Genomic DNA, 17,971 nt, shown 5'->3' on the forward strand with positions numbered 1-17,971 from the left:
GCTGGTCGGCGGAGTGGACATAGTTCTACAAATCCGGATTGTTCATCAGGCGAAATCCTGGCCACCCGCCGGGGGCTCGCCGTATCGGCTGGGACCGCGGGAGCCGGACCCCGGATACGCGAAAGGCGGCCCACCGCCGGGTGGGCCGCCTTTCGTCCGGATCAGCCGCCGGCGACGGGGACCTTGGCCGGAGGGAGATACGGGCCGGCCGGAGCGGACCGCCGCAGCGTCACCGTCACGGCGGTGGCAACCGAGGCGACCAGCAGACCGAAAGCGATCAGGGTGGTGCCGTCCGGGTGAACGAGCGGCTGGCCGCGGAGCGCCTGCCAGGTGGCCAGCGCGACCAGGCCCGCGTACCCCGTTCCGGCGACGACGATCAGCCGGACGCGGGTGCCTTCGTCACGGAGGACCGCGAACCGGGCGGCGAGGGCGAGCAGGAGGAGGGCGGCGAGCGGCAGCAGCTGAAGCGCGTGCATACCGATGAAGTGGGGGATTCTCAGGTCGCCGCCGGTGGTGCTCCAGCCGATCACGGGAATCCCCGGTCCTCCGTCGCGCACCCCGACGCTGTGCGCTCCGATGAGCCCCTTGACGACCCCGGCCTGCTGCTCCGCGGTGGGGGAGGTCATCAGGGCGCCGAGCCCCATGCCCGCCGTTGAGAGGATCAACCCGAAACGGATCGCCCAGGCGCCCGCTCGGTCCGCGTGCCGGTCGAGGAGGACCAGGACGGCCGCCACGATGTTGGCGATGAAGAGCAGGACGACCGCCAGCCCCATGATGCCGAAGAGCTGGGCGTCCAGCTCGGTGGAGACGTTGAAGTGACTGCGGAGCCCCCGGGCCGCCTGCAGCACGATGATCGCCACTTCGAGCACGATGACCACGGTGAAGGAGGTGCCGAGCCACCAGCACAGACGCCGGGCCCGGCGCTGCATCGAGAAGAGCCAGGCCCAGGTGAAGGCGTAGAGCCCGAAGGAGATCGCGAACTTCAGCGGTTTCGCCCAGACGGACTGGCCGTCGATCGTGCGACCGTCGACCACGAGGCCGATCAGGGTCGCCACGGTGAGCACCGCCATCGTGCCGGTGAGGAGCATGAGCGGGCGATGCCACTGCCAAGCCCGCGAGATCGTTCCATGCATCAGGGGTCCCGAGATCAGGAGGAGTGAGGGGTGATCCCGCGGTACGGCCAAGGCGCGTCCACCCGGCCGCGGTCGCGGGTACGGCTTCAGCGTGCTCGCTCGCCCGGGTGCCGCACATCGGGCGACTCCCGTAGGTTCCCCGTAGCACTTTGGTCGCACCCAAGGGCGGTGTGGGTTTCGCCCCGGGGATCCCCCTGGCTCCCCTAGGGGATGAGCGGGGCCGAAACACGATGCCGTGACGGACTCGGTCTCCGGGGAAACCCCCAGTTCAGCTCACCTGGTTCGGATGGCCGGGCCCTTGGGGCACTGCTCAACGCAGATCTGTCGAAACATAGGGATTCGGCGGGCCGAAACGGATACAGGCGCCGTACCCTGAAAACCTACGGGTGTGCCTTCCGACAGGGTTACGATGATCGATGGGCGGGCAGACCGGGACCGTCGGCGGGTCTTCGGCCCCCGATGTGCGAAGTCGCCCGACCTTTGGTTGAATTCGTCGGTACACCTTTCGTCGGTACACCTTGTGCACGGGGCGGTAGCTCAGCAGGTCAGAGCAGGGGACTCATAATCCCTGGGTCGCGGGTTCGAACCCCGCCCGCCCTACCTCGTCATACTTCTCGCGCCTCGACGGGCCGGCATCGGCCGTGGCCCGGCGGCGAGGATCTTCCCCGCGGCGTCGACGTCCCGGTCATTCCGCACGCCGCGTGCGCGGTCATTTCGACGGTAGGTGCCCTCCGACGGGCCGCCTGCATCGATCATTGACATGGAACGACATTCCGCATTCGATCTCAGCAAGCAGGAGGTGGACATGCGGAAGAATTCGCGATGGGTGATCGCGGTGGCCCTGGGTGTGGCCGTCGTGTTCGGGCCCGCCGGGCCGGCGAGCGCGAACGGGCCCTCGATCGGTAATCCCAGTGTTCCGGACGTGCTGATCGAGGAGCCGGGGGCCGGCGGGTGCCAGCCGTGGGACCCGACTCTCGGCACGACCCACAGCACGAACCGGCAGCTCAACGAGACCGTACCCTGTGCCTGGTTCCCATCGATCGCCAAGCTGGCCAACGGCGACCTCTACGTCGCCTACTCGTACGGCACCAGCCACTCCAACTTCAGCAAGATCGCTGCCCGGAGGAGCACCGACGGCGGCCGCACCTGGTCGGCCCGCCAGATCATCGTGGACGACCCCGCGATCCCGGATGAGAAGGAGCCGAGCCTCACCGCCCTGCGTGACGGCCGGCTGCTGATGACCTACTACGACTACTTCCCGGGCCGCCCCAACAAGCACCGTCGTCAGGTGTATCTGCGCAGCTCCTCCGACAACGGTGTCACCTGGTCGGCTCCGACGACGCTCGACTCGCTCGTGTGGGACTTTCCCACCAGTCAGATGGCCTCCAACGGGGAGCTCGTCGAACTCGACAACGGCACTCTCGTGCTGCCCGTCTACACGATGCGCGCGCTCGACGGGTCGATCGGCTGGTGGGGTGTGCACGTGCTGCGCAGCACCGACGGCGGCGCGACGTGGAACCGATCGGACGAGCGCGTGGTGATGTGGGACGGGCCCACCGGCACGATCTCGTACAGCGAGCCCGCCCTCGCCGATCTGGGCGGCGGGCACATCGTGATGCTGGCCCGGACGTCGAGCAACCCGGCGGGGACGGTACGGCAGAGCGAGTCCTTCGACTACGGCGCGACGTGGAGCGCACCCGTCGACGTCCCGGGGCTTCACGGGCACGCGCCGCACTTCCTCAAGTTGCGGGACGGCTCGTTCTTCCTCACCTACGGTGATGTGTCCGGTGGCTTCGCCAGCTCACGGCCGGTGGTCGGCAGGTTCTACGACCCGCGCAGGGGATGGGCGGCCACCCAGGGAAAGATGATCTACAAGACGCCGCGGACGAATCAGTCGGGCTGGGTCTACTTCCCCTCGTCCGACATGTCCTACCCGGGCAGCGTGGAACTCGACGACGGCACGATCCTCACCGTCTACTACGACCGGCTCGAAGGCATCCTCGGCGGCACCTTCACGCGCCCGGTGGAGAACCGGCTCGACCTGTGGGGGATGTACCAGGCGGGTCAGGCGACCATCCAGACCGATCTGACCCACACCGCGTCGAGCAGGCCCTCGCTCCAGCCGTACGGGCCGATCGACGGGAGCATCGACTACTGGCACTCGGCCGCCGCCGACGGCCCGGCCCCACCCGTACGGCAGTGGACGCTCACCCTTGACGACACCTATCCGATCGGTGACGTGGGTGTGGTCCTCAAGCCCGGGTACGCCGAGTCCGCCACCGTCGAGACGGCCGTCACGACGGATTGGCGGACGGTCAAGACGTACACGATGCGCCGTACGGACGACTACGACTGGACCTCGGCCGGCGGCGTGCCCGCCCGTCACGTGCGGGTCTCGATCACCGACACGAGCCGCAACGGCGACGCCCTCCTCACGGAGGTGGCGCTGCGCACCTGGCCCACGACCTTCGACCGGGCGCCTTGATCAGTGCCGGCCGCTGATCCGCCAGCGGGCCACGGCTGTGTCGCCCTCGACCAGATAGGCGGAGCTCCACATGTTGACGACGCCGCAGCCGTGGTTGGGCAGGACGTGTAGCGGATCGCCCACACGCAGCGCCTTCGCGTCCCGCCCGGTCAGGTAGCCGTGCTCCTCGTTGGCCTTGGCGAAGGCCAGCGAGGGCCGGCCCACCACGAGGCCGAAGCCGGAGCCGGTCACGGAGGCGTCGGAACTCATCGCCTTGAGACCCGCGTCCACGATGGCGGTCCCGTCACGCTTGGTGCTCACCACCCGGGTGAGCACCGTCAGCGCCGTACGGGACTCATCGGCGGTGCCGAGCGCGACCTGATTGCCGTCGTAGAAGACATACGTGCCCGCCCGCGCCTCCGTGACGCCGGGGACGAAGGGCGCGGTGGCCGCGCCCGGCGTCGATCCGACGGACACGATCTCGCACGGATGGCCGGCGGCGCGCAGCTCCCCGGCCACGCCGGCGAGGACCTCACCGACCAGCCTGCCTGCGTTGTCCATGCCCGTCCGGTCGCCCAGGTACGTCATCAGGTGGCCCTCGTGGGTCAGCACTCCGCGCAACTCCAGCGACGGGTACGCCGCCAGTTCGCCGGCGAGGGCGACCGCGTCCTCCGGCGCCACCCCCGCCCTGCCGAGCCCGGTGTCCACCTCGATCAGGTACGGCACCCGCCGCCCCGCCGTCTGCGCCGCCTCGGCGAGCGGGCGGGCGACCTCGACCGAGTCGATCGCCACGGTCACCCCGGTCCGTACGGCGAAGGCCACCTTCGCGGGCCCGACCGGCTGGTGCGCCCAGACCAGGTCGGTGATCCCCGCGTCGAGCAGCACCGCGACCTCGGCCATGGTCGCGCAGGTGAACCCGATCGCGCCGTGGGCGAGCTGGAGCCTGGCCACGTCAAGGCACTTGGACGCCTTGAAGTGCGGGCGCAGCCGTACCCCTGCCGACGCCGCCATCGCCGACATGTCGGCGATGTTGCGAACAAGCCGGGTGCGATCGATCAGCAGCGCCGGAGTAGGCAGCTCGCTTAGCCGTACCGGCTCGAAGGGGCTCATCGCACCCCCAGCAGGGCACGCGGGTCCTGTTCCAGCAGACATTCGATCGTGTCCGGCCGGACGCCTTCCAGCCCGGGGACACGGATCTCGGTGAGCGCCCGCAGCCCCCGCACCGCCTCGTCCGGAGTCCAGAGCGGGAAGTCGGAGCCGAAGAGCAGCTTGTTCGCCACCCCCCACTCCTGCGCGCGGACCAGGGAGAGAAACCCGTCCAGTGGCCTGGCCCAGGTCGCGGACACGTCGGAGAAGACCCGCGCGTTCTTTCTGAGCACCACCATCGTCTCGCGCTGCCACGGATGCCCGAGATGGGCGATGATCTGGCTCAGGCCCGGATGCCGCCTGGCCACCTCGTCCACGACCAGGGGATTGGTCACCCCGAGGTCACCGCGCGGGCTAGGCGTCGCGCCCATGTGCCAGAGCAGCACGAGCCCCGCCGCCGCGGCCGCGGCGTAGAACGGATCGTGAACGGCGTCGCGCGGGTCGAAGTGGGCCAGCACCGGATAGAGCTTGACGCCGCGCAGCCCCTTCGCCACCCCGTCCGCCATCTGCTCGAGAACGTCGGGGTCGGTGGGGTCGAGCGCCATGAAGCCCACGGTCTCCGCGCGGGTGTCGGCGCAGAAGCGCGCGACGAACTCGTTCGACGTGGCCACGCCCGCCGACGTGGCCCGGATGCCGAAGACGAACGCCGCCGTCACCCCCTTCATGGCCGCGTCGTAGTCGGCGGGCGTCACGTCGGCCCAGTCCCTGCCGTAGACGGGCCGCCAGTTCGCCTCCCACTCGCAGCCCCAATGCTCGGCCAGCATGCAGTGGGTGTGCACATCGATCATCAGGAGTGGCCCCCTTCCACGGGCGACAGCGAACGGTGGACCATGCGCAGCGCGGCGACGAGGTCGGGGTCCGCGGCCATCTCGACGGCGGTCGCGCGCAGCTCGGCCAGGTAGTCGCCGTGCCGGTCCGGGTCGAGTTCGCCGGACGGGCCGGAGACGCTGACCGAGGCGACCCAGCGTCCGTCGATCTCCAGCGGGACGGCCAGGCAGCGCAGGCCGACGTTCGACTCGTTGTCGTCGAACGCGTATCCACGTTCCCGGGTCAGCTCAAGGTCCGCGCGGAGCCGGGCGAGCCCGGTCAGGGTGTTGCCCGTTTTCGGCGCGTACGGCTCCGCGGGCAGATGGCGCGCCAGTTCGCCGGCGCCGAGCCCGGCCAGGAGCAGCTTGCCCAGGCCGGTCGCGTACGCCTCCGCCCGCGACCCGCTCATGGCCGTGTAGCGGATGGGCCGGTCCGGCTCCTCGACGCGCAGGTGCAGCACCTGCTCCCCGTCGAGGACGCCGAGGTTGGCCGTCTGCCCGGTGGACGCGGCGAGGCGGGCCAGGTAGCCGCTGGCGGCGGCCGAGGCGTCCAATGTGGCGATGTACGCGGTGGACAGTTCGAGCACCTTGTGGCCGAGCCGGAACGACGGCCGCTCGTCCACCCGTACCACGTACCCGGTCTCGGTGAGCACGGCGAGTAGCCGTACCAGCGTGCTCTTGGGCAGGCCGGTGTCGTCGTTCAGCTCGCCGAGGGTGACCGGCTGCTTGGCCTTGGCCAGCCTTTCGAGCAGCGCGAGCCCTCGGGCGAGGGCGTGGGCGTGATAGTTGGCCGCGGCCGGCTTGTCGTCGTCAATGGTCCGTCTCATGTCGTCACTTCCGTCGGCACGCGCAGGTCCCGGCCCGGCCGTGCGCCCGTGTGGACGCCGTCGTGGATCACGACGGTTCCGTTCACGACGACGAGGTCGATGCCCGCCGGGTAGCGGTGGGGATGAGTGAAGGTGCTCAGATCCTCGATCTTCTCCAGGTCGAGCAGCAGCAGGTCCGCCGCGGCGCCCGGCCGGATCAAGCCGCGACCCGCGAGCCCGAACAGCTCGGCGGGCCCCGCGGTGCACTTGCGCACAGCCTGCTCCAGCGTGAGCCGTCCAGGGCCGACATAACGATGCAGGAGGCGAGGGTAGCAGCCGTAGGACCGGGGATGTGGTGTTCCGCGACCGGTCGGCCCCGCCGGGTCGAGCGCGAGTCCGTCGGAGCCGATCACGGTCGCGGGATGGGTGAGCGCGGCGAGCAGGTCGTCCTCGGAACGGCCGGAGGCCACCATGGCGACGGAGTTGCCGTGTTCGGCGACCAGGTCCATGGCGTGGTCGTCGCTCGCGAGCGGGCTCCCGTCGACGACCACGTCCGCCCACTCCCACCAGCGGCCCGCCCATTCGGCCCTGATCCGGTCGCGGACCAGCGGGTCGCGCAGCCGAAGGCGCATGGCGGCCTCACCGCCGTCGTGCGCCCAGCCGGGCAGGAGCTGGGAGAGGTTGGCGCTGCCGGCCAGGTAGGGATAGACGTCGGCGTGCACGTCCGCGTCCGCCGCCTCGATCAACCGCAGCGCCTCGGCGACCCCACCCCAGTTGCGGCGGCCGACCGCCGCCAGGTGGGAGATCTGGGTCCGGCACCCGCTCGCCTCCGCGACCCGTACGGCCTGCCCCACCGATTCGAGCAGCCGGTCGGTGTAGTCGCGCAGGTGCCACGAGAAGACCCGGCCGTACGCCGCCACGACCCCGGCCAGCGCGATCAACTCGGCCTCGTCGGCATAGCAGGCGGGTGCGTAGATCAGCCCGGTGCTCAGCCCCGCGGCGCCTTCGTCGAGAGCCTCGGCGAGCAACCCGCACATGCGGGTCACCTCGGCGGGCGTGGCCGGCCGGTCGGCGAATCCCACCACGGCGGCCCGCAGCGGCAGGTGCCCGACGAGTGAGGCGGTGTTCACCGAGGGCCTCGCGCCGGCGAGCACCGCCCGGTAGTCCGCCAGGCTCCGCCATGACCACTCCACCGCGGGGTCGGCGTCGATGAAGGCGACGGCGGCGCGCAGGGCGGCGGTGTCCGTCTCCGGCGTGAGGGGGAGGACACCGAGTCCGCAGTTGCCGAGCACCTCGGTCGTGACACCCTGGCGGATCTTGCTGTGCGCCGGTGGGTTGCTGAGCAGGGCCAGGTCGGAGTGGCTGTGCACGTCGACGAAGCCGGGGCACACCACGCGCCCGCGCGCCTCGACCACGCGCGCCGCCGCGCGCCCCGTCAAGTCCCCCACGGCCTCGACCCGCCCGCCGGAGACCGCGACGTCCGCGGTACGGGCGGGGGATCCCGTCCCGTCGACCAACAGGCCGCCTCTGATCAGAAGGTCAGTCATCGTCGATCCTGAACGTGCCCTCGACCTCGACGGGGCTGCCGAGCGGGAGCGCGGCCACGCCGATCGCGGCCCTCGCGTGCGCGCCGGACTCCGGGCCGAGCACGGTCAGCAGTAGTTCCGTCGCGGCGTCGGCCACCAGGTGCTGTTCGGCGAAGCCCGGCACGCACGCGACGTACACCGTCAGTTTGAGCGCGGTGACCCGGTCGAGAGAGCCGGCCTCCGCACGTACGGCCGCCAGCACGTTGCGGGCGCACCGCCAGGCGCAGGTGCGGGCGGTCGCGAGGTCCACGTTCACGCCGACCGTGCCCGTCGCGATCAGCCCGCCATCTGGGGTGGCCGCGACCTGCCCCGATGCGATGATCAGCGCGCCGTCGCGCCGTACCGGGGCGACAGGCGGGCGGTCAGGACGGGCCGGCGGTGTGTCGGGAAGGGTGTCGAGCACGGATGGACTCCTCTGGGAAGTGACAGGCGCTCGGATGCCCGGCGCCGAGACGGTCTTCAAGGGTCGGCTCCTCGACGGCGCACAGCTCCCGCGCCTTCCAGCAGCGGGTCCGGAAGCGGCAGCCCGACGGGGGGTCGGCCGGGCTTGGCACGTCCCCCGAGAGCAGGATGCGCTCGGCCGCGCCGCGCAGCGAGGGATGGGGGATCGGCACCGCGGAGATCAACGCCTTGGTGTACGGATGGCTCGGCCGCTCGAAGATGTCGGCGACCCCGCCGATTTCAACGATCTTGCCGAGGTACATGACGGCGACCCGGTGGCAGATGTGCCTGACCACCGACAGGTCGTGGGAGATGAACAGATACGCGAGGCCGAGCCTGCGCTGCAGGTCCACCAGCATGTTGATCACCTGCGCCTGGATGGAGACGTCCAGCGCGGACACCGGCTCGTCGAGCACGAGCATCCGCGGCCGCAGGGCGAGCGCGCGGGCGATGCCGACCCGCTGACGCTGCCCACCGGAGAACTCGTGCGGATACCTGTTGGCGTGCTCGGGCGCGAGGCCGACGAGTTCGAGCAGCTTCTCGACCTCGCCCTCCTCGTACACGCCCTGCACCCGCAACGGCTCGGCGACGATCTCATGCACGGTGAGCCGCGGCGAGAGGGACGCGTACGGGTCCTGGAAGACGATCTGGACGTCCCGCCTGAGGGCGCCGAGCTCGGCGGGGGAGAGCGCGGTCCGGTCGCGCCCGCCGTACAGGATGCGGCCCGCCGTCGGCTCCATGAGCCGGACGAGCAGCCGGCCCATGGTGGTCTTGCCGCAGCCCGACTCGCCGACGAGCCCGAGCGTCTCGCCCGCCGCCAGGGTCAGGTCCACTCCGTCCACCGCGTGGACCGCCCCGACCTGCCGCCTGAGCAGACCCGCCTTGATCGGATAGTGCTTGACCAGCCCCTCGACGCGGAGCACCTCCGTGGTCGTCATGCGAGCTCCTCGTGGAAGTGGCAGGCCGTGGTGTGCCCGGCGCCGACGCTCGCCGGTTCGGGCCGCGAGGTGCGGCACGGCTCCCTGTCCCCGGCGATCGGGCACCGCGGATGGAACGGGCAGCCGGAAGGCGGCGCGAGCAGGCTCGGCGGGCTGCCCGGGATCGCGACGAGCTCGCCGGGCGAGGACTCCAGGCGGGGCCTGCTCGCCATCAGGCCCCGGGTGTACGGGTGCCTGGGCGCGTCGAAGACGGCGTGCACGTCGCCTGTCTCGACCACCCGGCCCGCGTACATCACGGCCACCCTGTCGGCCAGCTCGGCGATCACCCCGAGGTCGTGGGTGATCAGGATCGCGGCGGCCCCGCTTCGCTCTCTCGCGCTCCTGAGCAGGTCGAGGACCTGGGCCTGGATGGTCACGTCCAGCGCGGTGGTGGGCTCGTCGGCGATGAGCAGAGCGGGTTCGTTGGCCATGGCCATCGCGATCATCGCCCGCTGCCGCATACCGCCGGAGTACTCGTGCGGAAACTGCCGGTATCGCGCCTCCGGGTTGGGCACGCCGACGGAGGCGAGCAGCGCGAGGACACGGTCCCGTACGGCCCCGCGCCCGAGCCCCCGCCGGTGCAGCCGTACCGCCTCGGCGATCTGCCTGCCCACGGGGACGACCGGGTTGAGGGCCGTCATCGGGTCCTGGAACACCATGGCGATCTCGCTCCCGCGTACCGCGCGGAGCGCCCGGGGAGACAGCTCCAAAAGGTTCCTGCCGCGAAAGGCGATCCGCCCGCGGGTGATCCGCCCCGGCCGCTTGATCAGGCCGAGTACGGACATCGCCGTGACGCTCTTGCCGGAACCCGACTCGCCGACCACCCCGACGACCTCACCCGGCCGGACGTCGAGGAAGACGCCGTCCACCGCCTTGACGAGGCCGTCCTCGGTGGGGAACCGGACGGCCAGGTCCTCGATGGTCAGCAGCGGCTCGTCCATCAGCGAGCTCCTCTCGGGTCCACGGCGTCGCGCAGCCCGTCGCCGACGAAGTTGACGGCGAGGACCGTGAGCGCGATGGCGAGGCCGGGGGGAAGCCAGAGCCACGGCATGCTTCTGATCAGTGTCAGGTTCTGCGCGTCGGTGAGCATGTTGCCCCAGCTCGCCTGTGGCGCCTGGACGCCGAGGCCGAGGAAGGACAGCACGGCCTCGAGCAGGATGGTCTGCGCCACGAGCAGCGTTCCGACCACCGCGACCTGGGCGAGTACGGCGGGCACGATGTGCCGTGCGATGATCGACGCGCGGCTCGCGCCGAACGCCCGCGACGCCTGCACATACTCCTGTTCGCGCAGGCCCAGCGCGAGCCCGCGGACCACCCGGCAGGCGGTCGGCCAGTTGCAGGCCGCGAAGACCACCACCAGCATCGGTGCGCTCGGACCGAGGATTCCGGCCAGGACGACGACCACGACCAGCGCGGGGAACGACAGCACCACGTCGGCGGCACGCATGATCAGGGTGTCTGTGACACCGCCGACGACCCCGGCGACCGCGCCGAGAAGCGTGCCGATGATCACGGCCGCGAGTGCTGAGGCGAGGCCGACGAGCAGCGAGACCCGCCCGGCGTACACCAACCTCGCGAACACGTCCCGGCCCGAGGAGTCGGTGCCGAGCAGGTGCTCACCCGACGGCGGGCGGCGGAACGCGGCCAGGTCCACGGCGTTGGGATCGTGGCTCGCGATGAGCGGCGCGCACGCGGCCAGCAGGACGACGAGAACGAGGAACACCGCGCCGGCGACGGCCATCCGGTTGCGCAGGAACCGGCGAAGTGCCAGCCGTGCGGGCGACCGGCGCGAAACCCGTGGGGAGTGGACGGTGGTCATCGCAGGCTGATCCTCGGGTCGGCCAGGGCGTACAGGACGTCGGCGGCGAGATTGCACAGCAGCACGAGCACCGCGATGAACAGCGCGAAGCCGATCACCACCGGGTAGTCGAGCTGCCCGATCGAGCTGATCGCGAGCTGGCCCATGCCCGGCCAGGCGAAGACCTGCTCAAGGGCCACGGCTCCGGCCAGAAGCTGCGGCACATAGATCATGATGATCGTGATGAGCGGGATCAGCGCGTTGCGCAGGGCGTGGCGCAGCAGCACGCGCGGCGGCCCCGCCCCCTTGGCCTCGGCGGTGCGGATGTAGTCGGCGCCCAGTTCGGCGATGAGCCCGCCCCGCACGTACCGCATGAAGGGACCGGCGATGGACAGGGCCAGGATGGCCGCGGGCAGCACCAGGTGCGCCAGCACGTCGGCGCCGCCGCCGTCCCCCGGAGTCGTCATGCCGGACGACGGGAACCAGCCGAGGGTCAGCGAGAACACGTAGATCGCCGCGATGCCGAGGAAGAAGCTCGGCACGGAGATCACCGCGAGACCGACGACGGCTGAGACGTAGTCGGCCGCCGAGTTCCGCCGGACCGCCGCCAGCGTGCCCGCCGGAACCGCGACGAGCAGGCCGAGCAGCAGCGCGGTGCCCATCAGCAGGACGGTCGGCCCGATACGCTCGCCGAGCACCGCGACCACGGGCCGGCGACTCACGAAGGAGTAGCCGAGGTCACCGGTGAGGGCGTCGCGCAGCCAGATGAAGTACCGCACGACGACGGGGTCGTCGAGACCGAGTTCGGCCCGCTTGCGCGCGATGAAGTCCGGGCCGCCCGCCGCGAGTTGCTCGGGGTTCACCATCATCCGGACGGGATCCCCGGGGGCGGCTCTGACCAGGAGGAACACACCGATGCTGATGAGGAGCAGGACGGCCACGTTGACCCCTAGCCTGCGAGCGACGTAGGTCAGCACGGCGGTTCCTCCTTTCTCGTGGTCAGGGTCAACCCGCCAGGCTCCACTCGTCGGCGTTCCAGAACCCGACGGTGAAGTCGCCGCTCGGCTTGAAGCCGCGGAGCCTGGAGCCGTACGCCCAGATGGCCTCGGGGTTGTAGATCCAGACGTAGGCGGCCTGCTCGTTCTCCCTCTTGGCGGCCTGCCGGTAGAGGGTGGACCGCTCGGCCGGGTCGGTGGCGGCGTCCGCGGCGCCGGTCAGCCGGTCGATCTCCTTGTCGCAGAAGTGCGGGATGTTGCCGCCCTTGGGGTAGAACGCGTCGCACCTGAGGATCGGGTTGCTGCTCGACGGATCGACGGAGTACGTCCCGCCGCCGAAGAGGGCGAGGTCGAAGGTCCGCTTCTCGTACGATTCCAGCAGTTCGGCGGCCTGCACCTGCTTCAACGTGACGTTCATGCCCGCGGCCGCGAGGGCGCCCTGGATGACGGTGGCCGCGGCGTCGCGGTCGCGCTGCCCGGGGATCCAGGACAGCGTCACCGGCTTGCTCGCGTCCCATCCGGCGTCGGCGAGCAGTTTCTTCGCCGCGGCGACGTCGTAGGCGTACGGATTCAGGTCGGGCGGGAGCGCCGCGGCGGCGACGAACGAGGAGTTCTGCACGCTCCCCTTGCCGGCGAGCAGCTTGTCCACCAGCGACTGCCGGTCGATGGCGTGCAGCATGGCCTGCCGGACCCGTGGGTCGGCGAACCGCTTCTCGGTCTGGTTGACGGCGATCCGCAGGAACCCGGGGCTCGGCTTGCCGGCCACGGTGACGCCGGGGAGCGACCGGACGGACTGCAGGTCGGTGGGGGAGATCTGGGCCAGATCCATCTCGCCGGTGCCGAGCTGGGCGGTCGCCACGTCGGAGGTGACCGGCTTGAGGAAGATCTTCGGGATGCCCACGGGCTTGCGGTAGTTCGGGTTGGCGGCCAGTTCGACGTACTGGTCGGTCTTGTAGTCCACGAACGTGTACGGCCCGAGCCCGGCGGTCGGCTTGTTGAAGAAGGCGTTGCCCGCGATCGCGTCCACCGGGACCGCACCGAGGACGTGCTCGGGCAGGATGAACGCGAACGGGCCCGCGATCAGGGAGAGGAACCCGATGTTGGGCTTGGCCAATGTGATCACGAAGGTCGATTCGTCGGGCGCGGCGAAGGACGCGCCCGCGAACTTGCCCGCCATGGCGCTCCCGCTTTTGGGGTCGGCGAGCAGCTTGTAGGTGAACAGCACGTCCTTGGCGCCGAACGGCTTGCCGTCGCTCCACTTCAGCCCGGTGCGGAGGCGGAAGGTGAAGGACTTGGCGTCTTTCGAGATCTCCCAGCTCTCCGCCAGGCGCGGCTCGTATTCGGATTGGTCATTGACGGTCAGGAGATTGTCGAAGATGAGCTGCATGACCTGCTGGTCGGGGCCGGTCGGCGGGTCGAGCGGGTTGAACCGCTTGGGCTTCTGGTAGAGGTAGACGTTGAGCGCGTTCTTCGCGCCACCGTCCCCGCCGCCGCCGGTGTTGGTCGGATCGGCGCAGCCGGCCGCCGCGAGGAGCAGGGCTCCCGCGACGATCAGCGAGAGCGGTCGTACCGTCATGGGGTCTCCCTCGGTGAGACGGAGTTGATCAAGGAACCGAGACCGGCGATCGAGACGTGGATCTCGTCGCCGGCCGAGAGAAACTCCCCCGAGCTCGCGCCGACACCCGCGGGCGTGCCGGTCATCAGCACGTCCCCCGGGTGCAGCGTCATGAGGTTCGCGGCGAAGGCGACGAGCTCCGCCACGGTGAAGATCATGTCCTTGGTCGAGCCGCGCTGTTTCACCGCGCCGTTGACGCGCAGCTCGATGTCGAGCGCCTGCGGGTCGGGCACTTCATCGGCGGTGACGAGATACGGGCCGAACGGGGCGAAGCCGTCGAGCCACTTGCCCGCGAGCCAGTCGAAGAAGCCGACCGCGGGGTCGCCGGTGTCCCGCTCGTAGCCGTACGCCATGGATCTGGCCGACACGTCGTTGGCCACGGTGTACCCGGCGACGGCCGACAGCGCGTCGTCCACTTTCAGGCCCTTGGCGGTCCTACCGATGACCACACCCAGCTCCGCCTCCCAGTCCACCTGGTCGCTCACCGAAGGCAGCCGGATCGCGTCGCCGGGCGCGAGGACGGCGGTCGGCGGCATCAGGAACAGGCGTGGCGCGAGCCTGCTTCTGTCCAGAGGGGCCGCTCCGGCCTCGGTGACGTGCTCCTGGTAGTTCGCCGCCACCCCGATCAGCTTCCCCGGACGCGGGATCGGCGCGAGCACCCGGACGCCCGCCAGGTCGTGTGCCGCCCCTCCCGGCTTCGTGGCCGGATCGGCCAGCCAGACGGTGAGGTCGCCGTCCCCGAACTCCTCAACCCGATCGTCGCCGAGCAGGCGACCGTGCCGTACGGCGCCGTCGCGCAGGTAGGTCAGCAGTTTCACGACACCCTCGCCTGTTCGTTGTCGAGTCGTACGACCCGGCCGGTCGCGACGGACTCTCCGGCCGCCTCCACCAGGAGGAGCGCGGCCAGAGCGTCGGCGGGGCCGAGTTCGGCGGGCCTGCCACCCGTGACGGCGGCGTGCAGCTCGGTGAGCATGCGGTGCACGGTGCCGTGGCCGGCCCAGGCCGTCCTGGTCCCCTTCTCACCTCGGACGGTGACCCCGGGCCGGGTGGCGTCGGCGAGCAGCGTGCCGTGCGAGCCGCTGATCCGGTAGCGGTGCAGGGACAGACCCTGTACGCCTGCGATCGGCGGGGTCCGGCCCGCGACGACGGTGCTCGTCATTCCGCGCTCGTGGGTGAGGCAGAGGGTCACCAGATCCTCGGGACCCTCGACGGGTCTGGCGAGGGCGTAGACGGCGGTCACGGGCAGCCCGGTCACGGCGTGGATCGCGTCGGTCGCGTAGGGGGCGAAGTTGAGCAGCTCGCCGTACGGCCAGACCGGCCCGCCGCCCGCCACGAGAAAGTCCGCCTGCACGTTCCACGGCAGCCCGACCCTGCCCGCCGCCACCGCCTCGCGTGCGGCGCGGATCGCCGGATGGAACCGCTGGTGGTAGGCGGGCAGGCAGACCAGGCCCGTCTCCGCGGCGACGGCGGCGATCTGCGCGCACTCGGCGGAGGTCAGCGCGACGGGCTTGTCCACCAGCACGTGCTTGCCCGCCCGCAGCGCGGCGGTGACGACCTCGACCCGGTGCTCGAACGGCACGCAGACGCTCACCACGTCCACGTCCGCCCGGTCGAACCCGCTTCGGTCCTCCGTGGCGCCGACGATCCGGAAGCCGGGATGCGCGGCGAAGCCGGGCGCGTACATCTCCGCCTGATGGTTCTGGTGACCTGCTCCCGCCGAGCCGGCCAGCAGCACGCCGAGCGTTCTCACAGCACCTCCACCGGTACGCCGAGGGCCATCGAGCGCTCGGCCGCGACCCCGAGGGCGACGGCCGTGGCCGCCTCCTCGCCTGACACGGACGTCCCCGCGCCTTCGGCCGTGACCGCGTCCAGCCAGGCGCCGAGCTGGGCCGCGAAGCCGTACGCCACGCCGGGGTCGAGCGTGTGCGCGCCCTTCTCATCCCACAGGAGCGGGCCCTCGCCGTCCCACGTCAGCGTGAGCAGGCCGCCGGTGCCCTGCACCACGACGTCCCGCTGGGCCAGCGCGGCGGGACGATGGGCGCGGCTCATCTCGCAGATCGCCACCGCGCCGTCCTCGTACCGCACCACCATCTCCAGGTAGTCGTGGACGTCCAGCTCGGTGGCGGTCCTGCGCTGTCCCCTGGCGTACACCGAGACGGGACGGCTGCCGATCCACCAGGTGACCAGGTCGAGCAGGTGCACGCCGTTGTGCAAGGCGTGCCCGCCGGACTTGGCCGGGTCGATCACCCAGGAGCGCCAGTCCGGCCAGATCCAGCCGCCGAGCAGCGCGAGCCGGACGAGGGTGGGACGCCCGACCGCGCCGGAGGCGATCTCGTCTCGGACGGTGCGGGCGTAGTCGTAGAACCGGTGGGAGTGGGCCGCGGCGAGGACGAGGCCGCGTCGCGTGAACGCCTCGACGATCGCCTCCGCACCTTCGACGGTCGTCGCGAGGGGTTTCTCGAGCAGCAGGTGCTTACCTGCGGCCGCCACGCGCAGGGCCAGGTTCTCGTGGGTGTCGTTGGGGGTGCAGACGATGCAGGCGTCGACGTCGGGGCGGGCCAGCGCCCCGGCGAGGTCGGCGGTCCACGGGACGCCGCCGTTGCGGTACGCGGCGGTTCGCGCCCGATCGGCGTTCATGTCGGCGAAGCCCGCCAGCACGCACCTGGGGTCGGCGGTGATGGCCGCGACATGCAGGTCCGCGATCGCACCGGCTCCCACCACCAGGATGCCGAGCGGGCGACTCGACATGGAATCTCTTTCCATGCCTGCATCCTTGAGGGCCCCTCTTCGCGCTGTCAAGGGGGGCCGGACATTGACGTGGCACAGTGTTCCACGTACGGTTCGCTGCGACGTGAAATGACTTTCCATGTAAAGGATGCAAGGTGGACTCGATGAAGCCGGCCGGCCGGGCCCTCCACGACGCCGCCCGCGCGGTGATCCCCGGGGGCGTGAACTCCGCGACGCGGTACGTCGGCGCGCCGTACGCCTTCACGGCCGCGGAGGGTGCGCACGTCACCGACGCGGACGGCACGCGCTACCTCGACTACCACGCGGCGTTCGGAGCCGTGCTGCTCGGCCACAACGCGCCCGTCGTGAACGAGGCGGTCGCCCGCGCGTTGAACGGTGTCGGCCTCATCGGGATGGGGGTGACACCACCGGAGATCGAGATGGCCGAACTGGTCGCCGAGCTCATCCCCTCAGCCGAGATGATGATCGCGACGATGAGCGGCTCCGAGGCGACGGCCCAGGCCGTACGCCTGGCCCGCGCGGTCACCGGGCGCCCCCTGCTGGTCAAGTTCCAGGGCTGCTACCACGGCTGGCACGACTCCGTCGCCAGGAACGTGATCTCTCCGGCGGATCGCGCGTACGGGAGGGACCCGCTCTCCGCCGGGCTGCTCGACGAGGCGGTGGACTCCACGCTCATCGCGGAGTTCAACGACCTCGACTCGGTCCGCGCCCTGTACGAACGGCACCCCGAACGGATCGCCGCGGTCATCCTCGAACCCATCCCGCACAACGTCGGCGCGCTCCTCCCCACCCAGGAGTTCCTCCAGGGCCTCAGGACGCTGACCTCCGAGCACGGGTCCCTGCTCGTCTTCGACGAAGTGATCACCGGGTTCCGGCACGCGCCCGGCGGCTACCAGCAGATCTGCGGCATCACGCCGGATCTGACCGCCTTCGGCAAGTCCATGGGCAACGGTTTCCCCATGGCCGGGCTCGCGGGCCGACGCGACCTGATGGCCCGCTACGAGTCCGACGTCCTGCTCGCCGGAACCTTCAACGGGCACCCCGTCGCCGTGGCGGCGGCCGTGGCGACCATGACCTACCTGCGCGACAACCCGGACTTCTACCGGCGGACCCACCGGCTCGGCACGCGCATGCGCGCGGGACTGGAGGCCGTCCTCGCCGAGCTCTCCACCCCCGCCACCGTCACCGGGTTCGGCGGCGTCTTCGCGGTCTACTTCACCTCCGGCCCCGTACGCGGCTACCGCGACCTGCTCCGCAACGACGACGAGGCCTACCGGGTCTTCCACCGGCGCATGACCGACGCGGGCTTCCTAATGCTCCCCATGTCCCTCAAACGCAACCACATCTCCGGCGCCCACACCGACGCCGACATCGACCTCACCCTGGAGACCGCCCGCGACGTCCTCAAATCCATGCACACCGACGGCCTGCTGCCCGGCGACTGACCACCGTCACC

General features: G+C 70.9%; 16 protein-coding genes and 1 tRNA gene. 3 read left to right on the forward strand and 14 right to left on the reverse strand.

What is annotated here, in order from left to right; translation table 11 throughout:
• Positions 1 to 161: 161 nt before the first annotated feature.
• Positions 162 to 1,133, reverse strand: a complete 972-nt coding sequence (locus RUR_RS11075; RefSeq protein WP_283134881.1) for a hypothetical protein — start codon at positions 1,131 to 1,133, stop codon at positions 162 to 164.
• Positions 1,134 to 1,659: 526 nt separating this feature from the next.
• Here RUR_RS11075 and RUR_RS11080 point away from each other — a divergent pair.
• Together RUR_RS11080 and RUR_RS11085 are read left to right on the forward strand one after the other, a co-directional pair.
• Positions 1,660 to 1,733, forward strand: a tRNA-Ile gene (locus RUR_RS11080).
• A 205-nt stretch (positions 1,734 to 1,938) separates the two neighbouring features.
• A complete protein-coding gene (locus RUR_RS11085) occupies positions 1,939 to 3,618 on the forward strand; it encodes a sialidase family protein (RefSeq protein WP_283134882.1) in 1,680 nt (559 codons plus the stop codon).
• Here the strand turns inward: RUR_RS11085 and RUR_RS11090 are convergent, their stop codons facing one another.
• Genes RUR_RS11090 through RUR_RS11150 form a run of 13 tightly spaced genes read right to left on the reverse strand, consistent with a single transcriptional unit; the run spans position 3,619 to position 16,530 of the window.
• Positions 3,619 to 4,707, reverse strand: a complete 1,089-nt coding sequence (locus RUR_RS11090; protein WP_283134883.1) for an alanine racemase — start codon at positions 4,705 to 4,707, stop codon at positions 3,619 to 3,621.
• Positions 4,704 to 5,531, reverse strand: coding sequence for an amidohydrolase family protein (locus RUR_RS11095; RefSeq protein WP_283134884.1), 828 nt, complete (start codon positions 5,529 to 5,531; stop codon positions 4,704 to 4,706). Before RUR_RS11095 ends, RUR_RS11090 begins: the two co-directional genes overlap by 4 nt.
• On the reverse strand, positions 5,531 to 6,376 hold the full coding sequence (locus RUR_RS11100; protein WP_283134885.1) for an IclR family transcriptional regulator: 846 nt from the start codon (positions 6,374 to 6,376) through the stop codon (positions 5,531 to 5,533). Before RUR_RS11100 ends, RUR_RS11095 begins: the two co-directional genes overlap by 1 nt.
• A complete protein-coding gene (locus RUR_RS11105) occupies positions 6,373 to 7,902 on the reverse strand; it encodes an N-acyl-D-amino-acid deacylase family protein (RefSeq protein WP_283134886.1) in 1,530 nt (509 codons plus the stop codon). Before RUR_RS11105 ends, RUR_RS11100 begins: the two co-directional genes overlap by 4 nt.
• Positions 7,895 to 8,344 (reverse strand): RidA family protein, encoded by a 450-nt coding sequence (locus tag RUR_RS11110; protein WP_283134887.1) that lies wholly within the window; start codon positions 8,342 to 8,344, stop codon positions 7,895 to 7,897. Before RUR_RS11110 ends, RUR_RS11105 begins: the two co-directional genes overlap by 8 nt.
• On the reverse strand, positions 8,304 to 9,320 hold the full coding sequence (locus RUR_RS11115) for an ABC transporter ATP-binding protein (protein WP_283134888.1): 1,017 nt from the start codon (positions 9,318 to 9,320) through the stop codon (positions 8,304 to 8,306). Before RUR_RS11115 ends, RUR_RS11110 begins: the two co-directional genes overlap by 41 nt.
• On the reverse strand, positions 9,317 to 10,300 hold the full coding sequence (locus RUR_RS11120) for an ABC transporter ATP-binding protein (protein WP_283134889.1): 984 nt from the start codon (positions 10,298 to 10,300) through the stop codon (positions 9,317 to 9,319). The genes RUR_RS11115 and RUR_RS11120 overlap by 4 nt, the downstream gene beginning before the upstream one ends.
• Positions 10,300 to 11,178 (reverse strand): oligopeptide ABC transporter permease, encoded by an 879-nt coding sequence (gene opp4C, locus RUR_RS11125; protein ID WP_283134890.1) that lies wholly within the window; start codon positions 11,176 to 11,178, stop codon positions 10,300 to 10,302. Before opp4C ends, RUR_RS11120 begins: the two co-directional genes overlap by 1 nt.
• Positions 11,175 to 12,134, reverse strand: coding sequence for an ABC transporter permease (locus RUR_RS11130; RefSeq protein ID WP_283134891.1), 960 nt, complete (start codon positions 12,132 to 12,134; stop codon positions 11,175 to 11,177). Before RUR_RS11130 ends, opp4C begins: the two co-directional genes overlap by 4 nt.
• A gap of 28 nt (positions 12,135 to 12,162) precedes the next feature.
• Positions 12,163 to 13,728, reverse strand: a complete 1,566-nt coding sequence (locus tag RUR_RS11135; RefSeq protein WP_283134892.1) for an ABC transporter substrate-binding protein — start codon at positions 13,726 to 13,728, stop codon at positions 12,163 to 12,165.
• Positions 13,725 to 14,585 carry a fumarylacetoacetate hydrolase family protein gene (locus RUR_RS11140; protein ID WP_283134893.1) on the reverse strand — a complete coding sequence of 287 codons (861 nt, stop codon included), beginning with the start codon at positions 14,583 to 14,585 and terminating at the stop codon, positions 13,725 to 13,727. Before RUR_RS11140 ends, RUR_RS11135 begins: the two co-directional genes overlap by 4 nt.
• On the reverse strand, positions 14,582 to 15,517 hold the full coding sequence (locus RUR_RS11145; protein WP_283134894.1) for a Gfo/Idh/MocA family protein: 936 nt from the start codon (positions 15,515 to 15,517) through the stop codon (positions 14,582 to 14,584). The genes RUR_RS11140 and RUR_RS11145 overlap by 4 nt, the downstream gene beginning before the upstream one ends.
• The gene (locus tag RUR_RS11150) at positions 15,514 to 16,530 is read right to left on the reverse strand and encodes a Gfo/Idh/MocA family protein (RefSeq protein ID WP_283134895.1); all 1,017 of its coding nucleotides are present in this window, start codon (positions 16,528 to 16,530) and stop codon (positions 15,514 to 15,516) included. The genes RUR_RS11145 and RUR_RS11150 overlap by 4 nt, the downstream gene beginning before the upstream one ends.
• A gap of 128 nt (positions 16,531 to 16,658) precedes the next feature.
• Between RUR_RS11150 and RUR_RS11155 the strand changes: the two genes are divergently transcribed.
• On the forward strand, positions 16,659 to 17,960 hold the full coding sequence (locus RUR_RS11155; RefSeq protein WP_283134972.1) for an aspartate aminotransferase family protein: 1,302 nt from the start codon (positions 16,659 to 16,661) through the stop codon (positions 17,958 to 17,960).
• Positions 17,961 to 17,971: the final 11 nt, after the last annotated feature.

The sequence above is a fragment of the Rhizohabitans arisaemae genome (assembly GCF_025996515.1).
Classification (GTDB): Bacteria; Actinomycetota; Actinomycetes; order Streptosporangiales; family Streptosporangiaceae; genus Rhizohabitans; species Rhizohabitans arisaemae.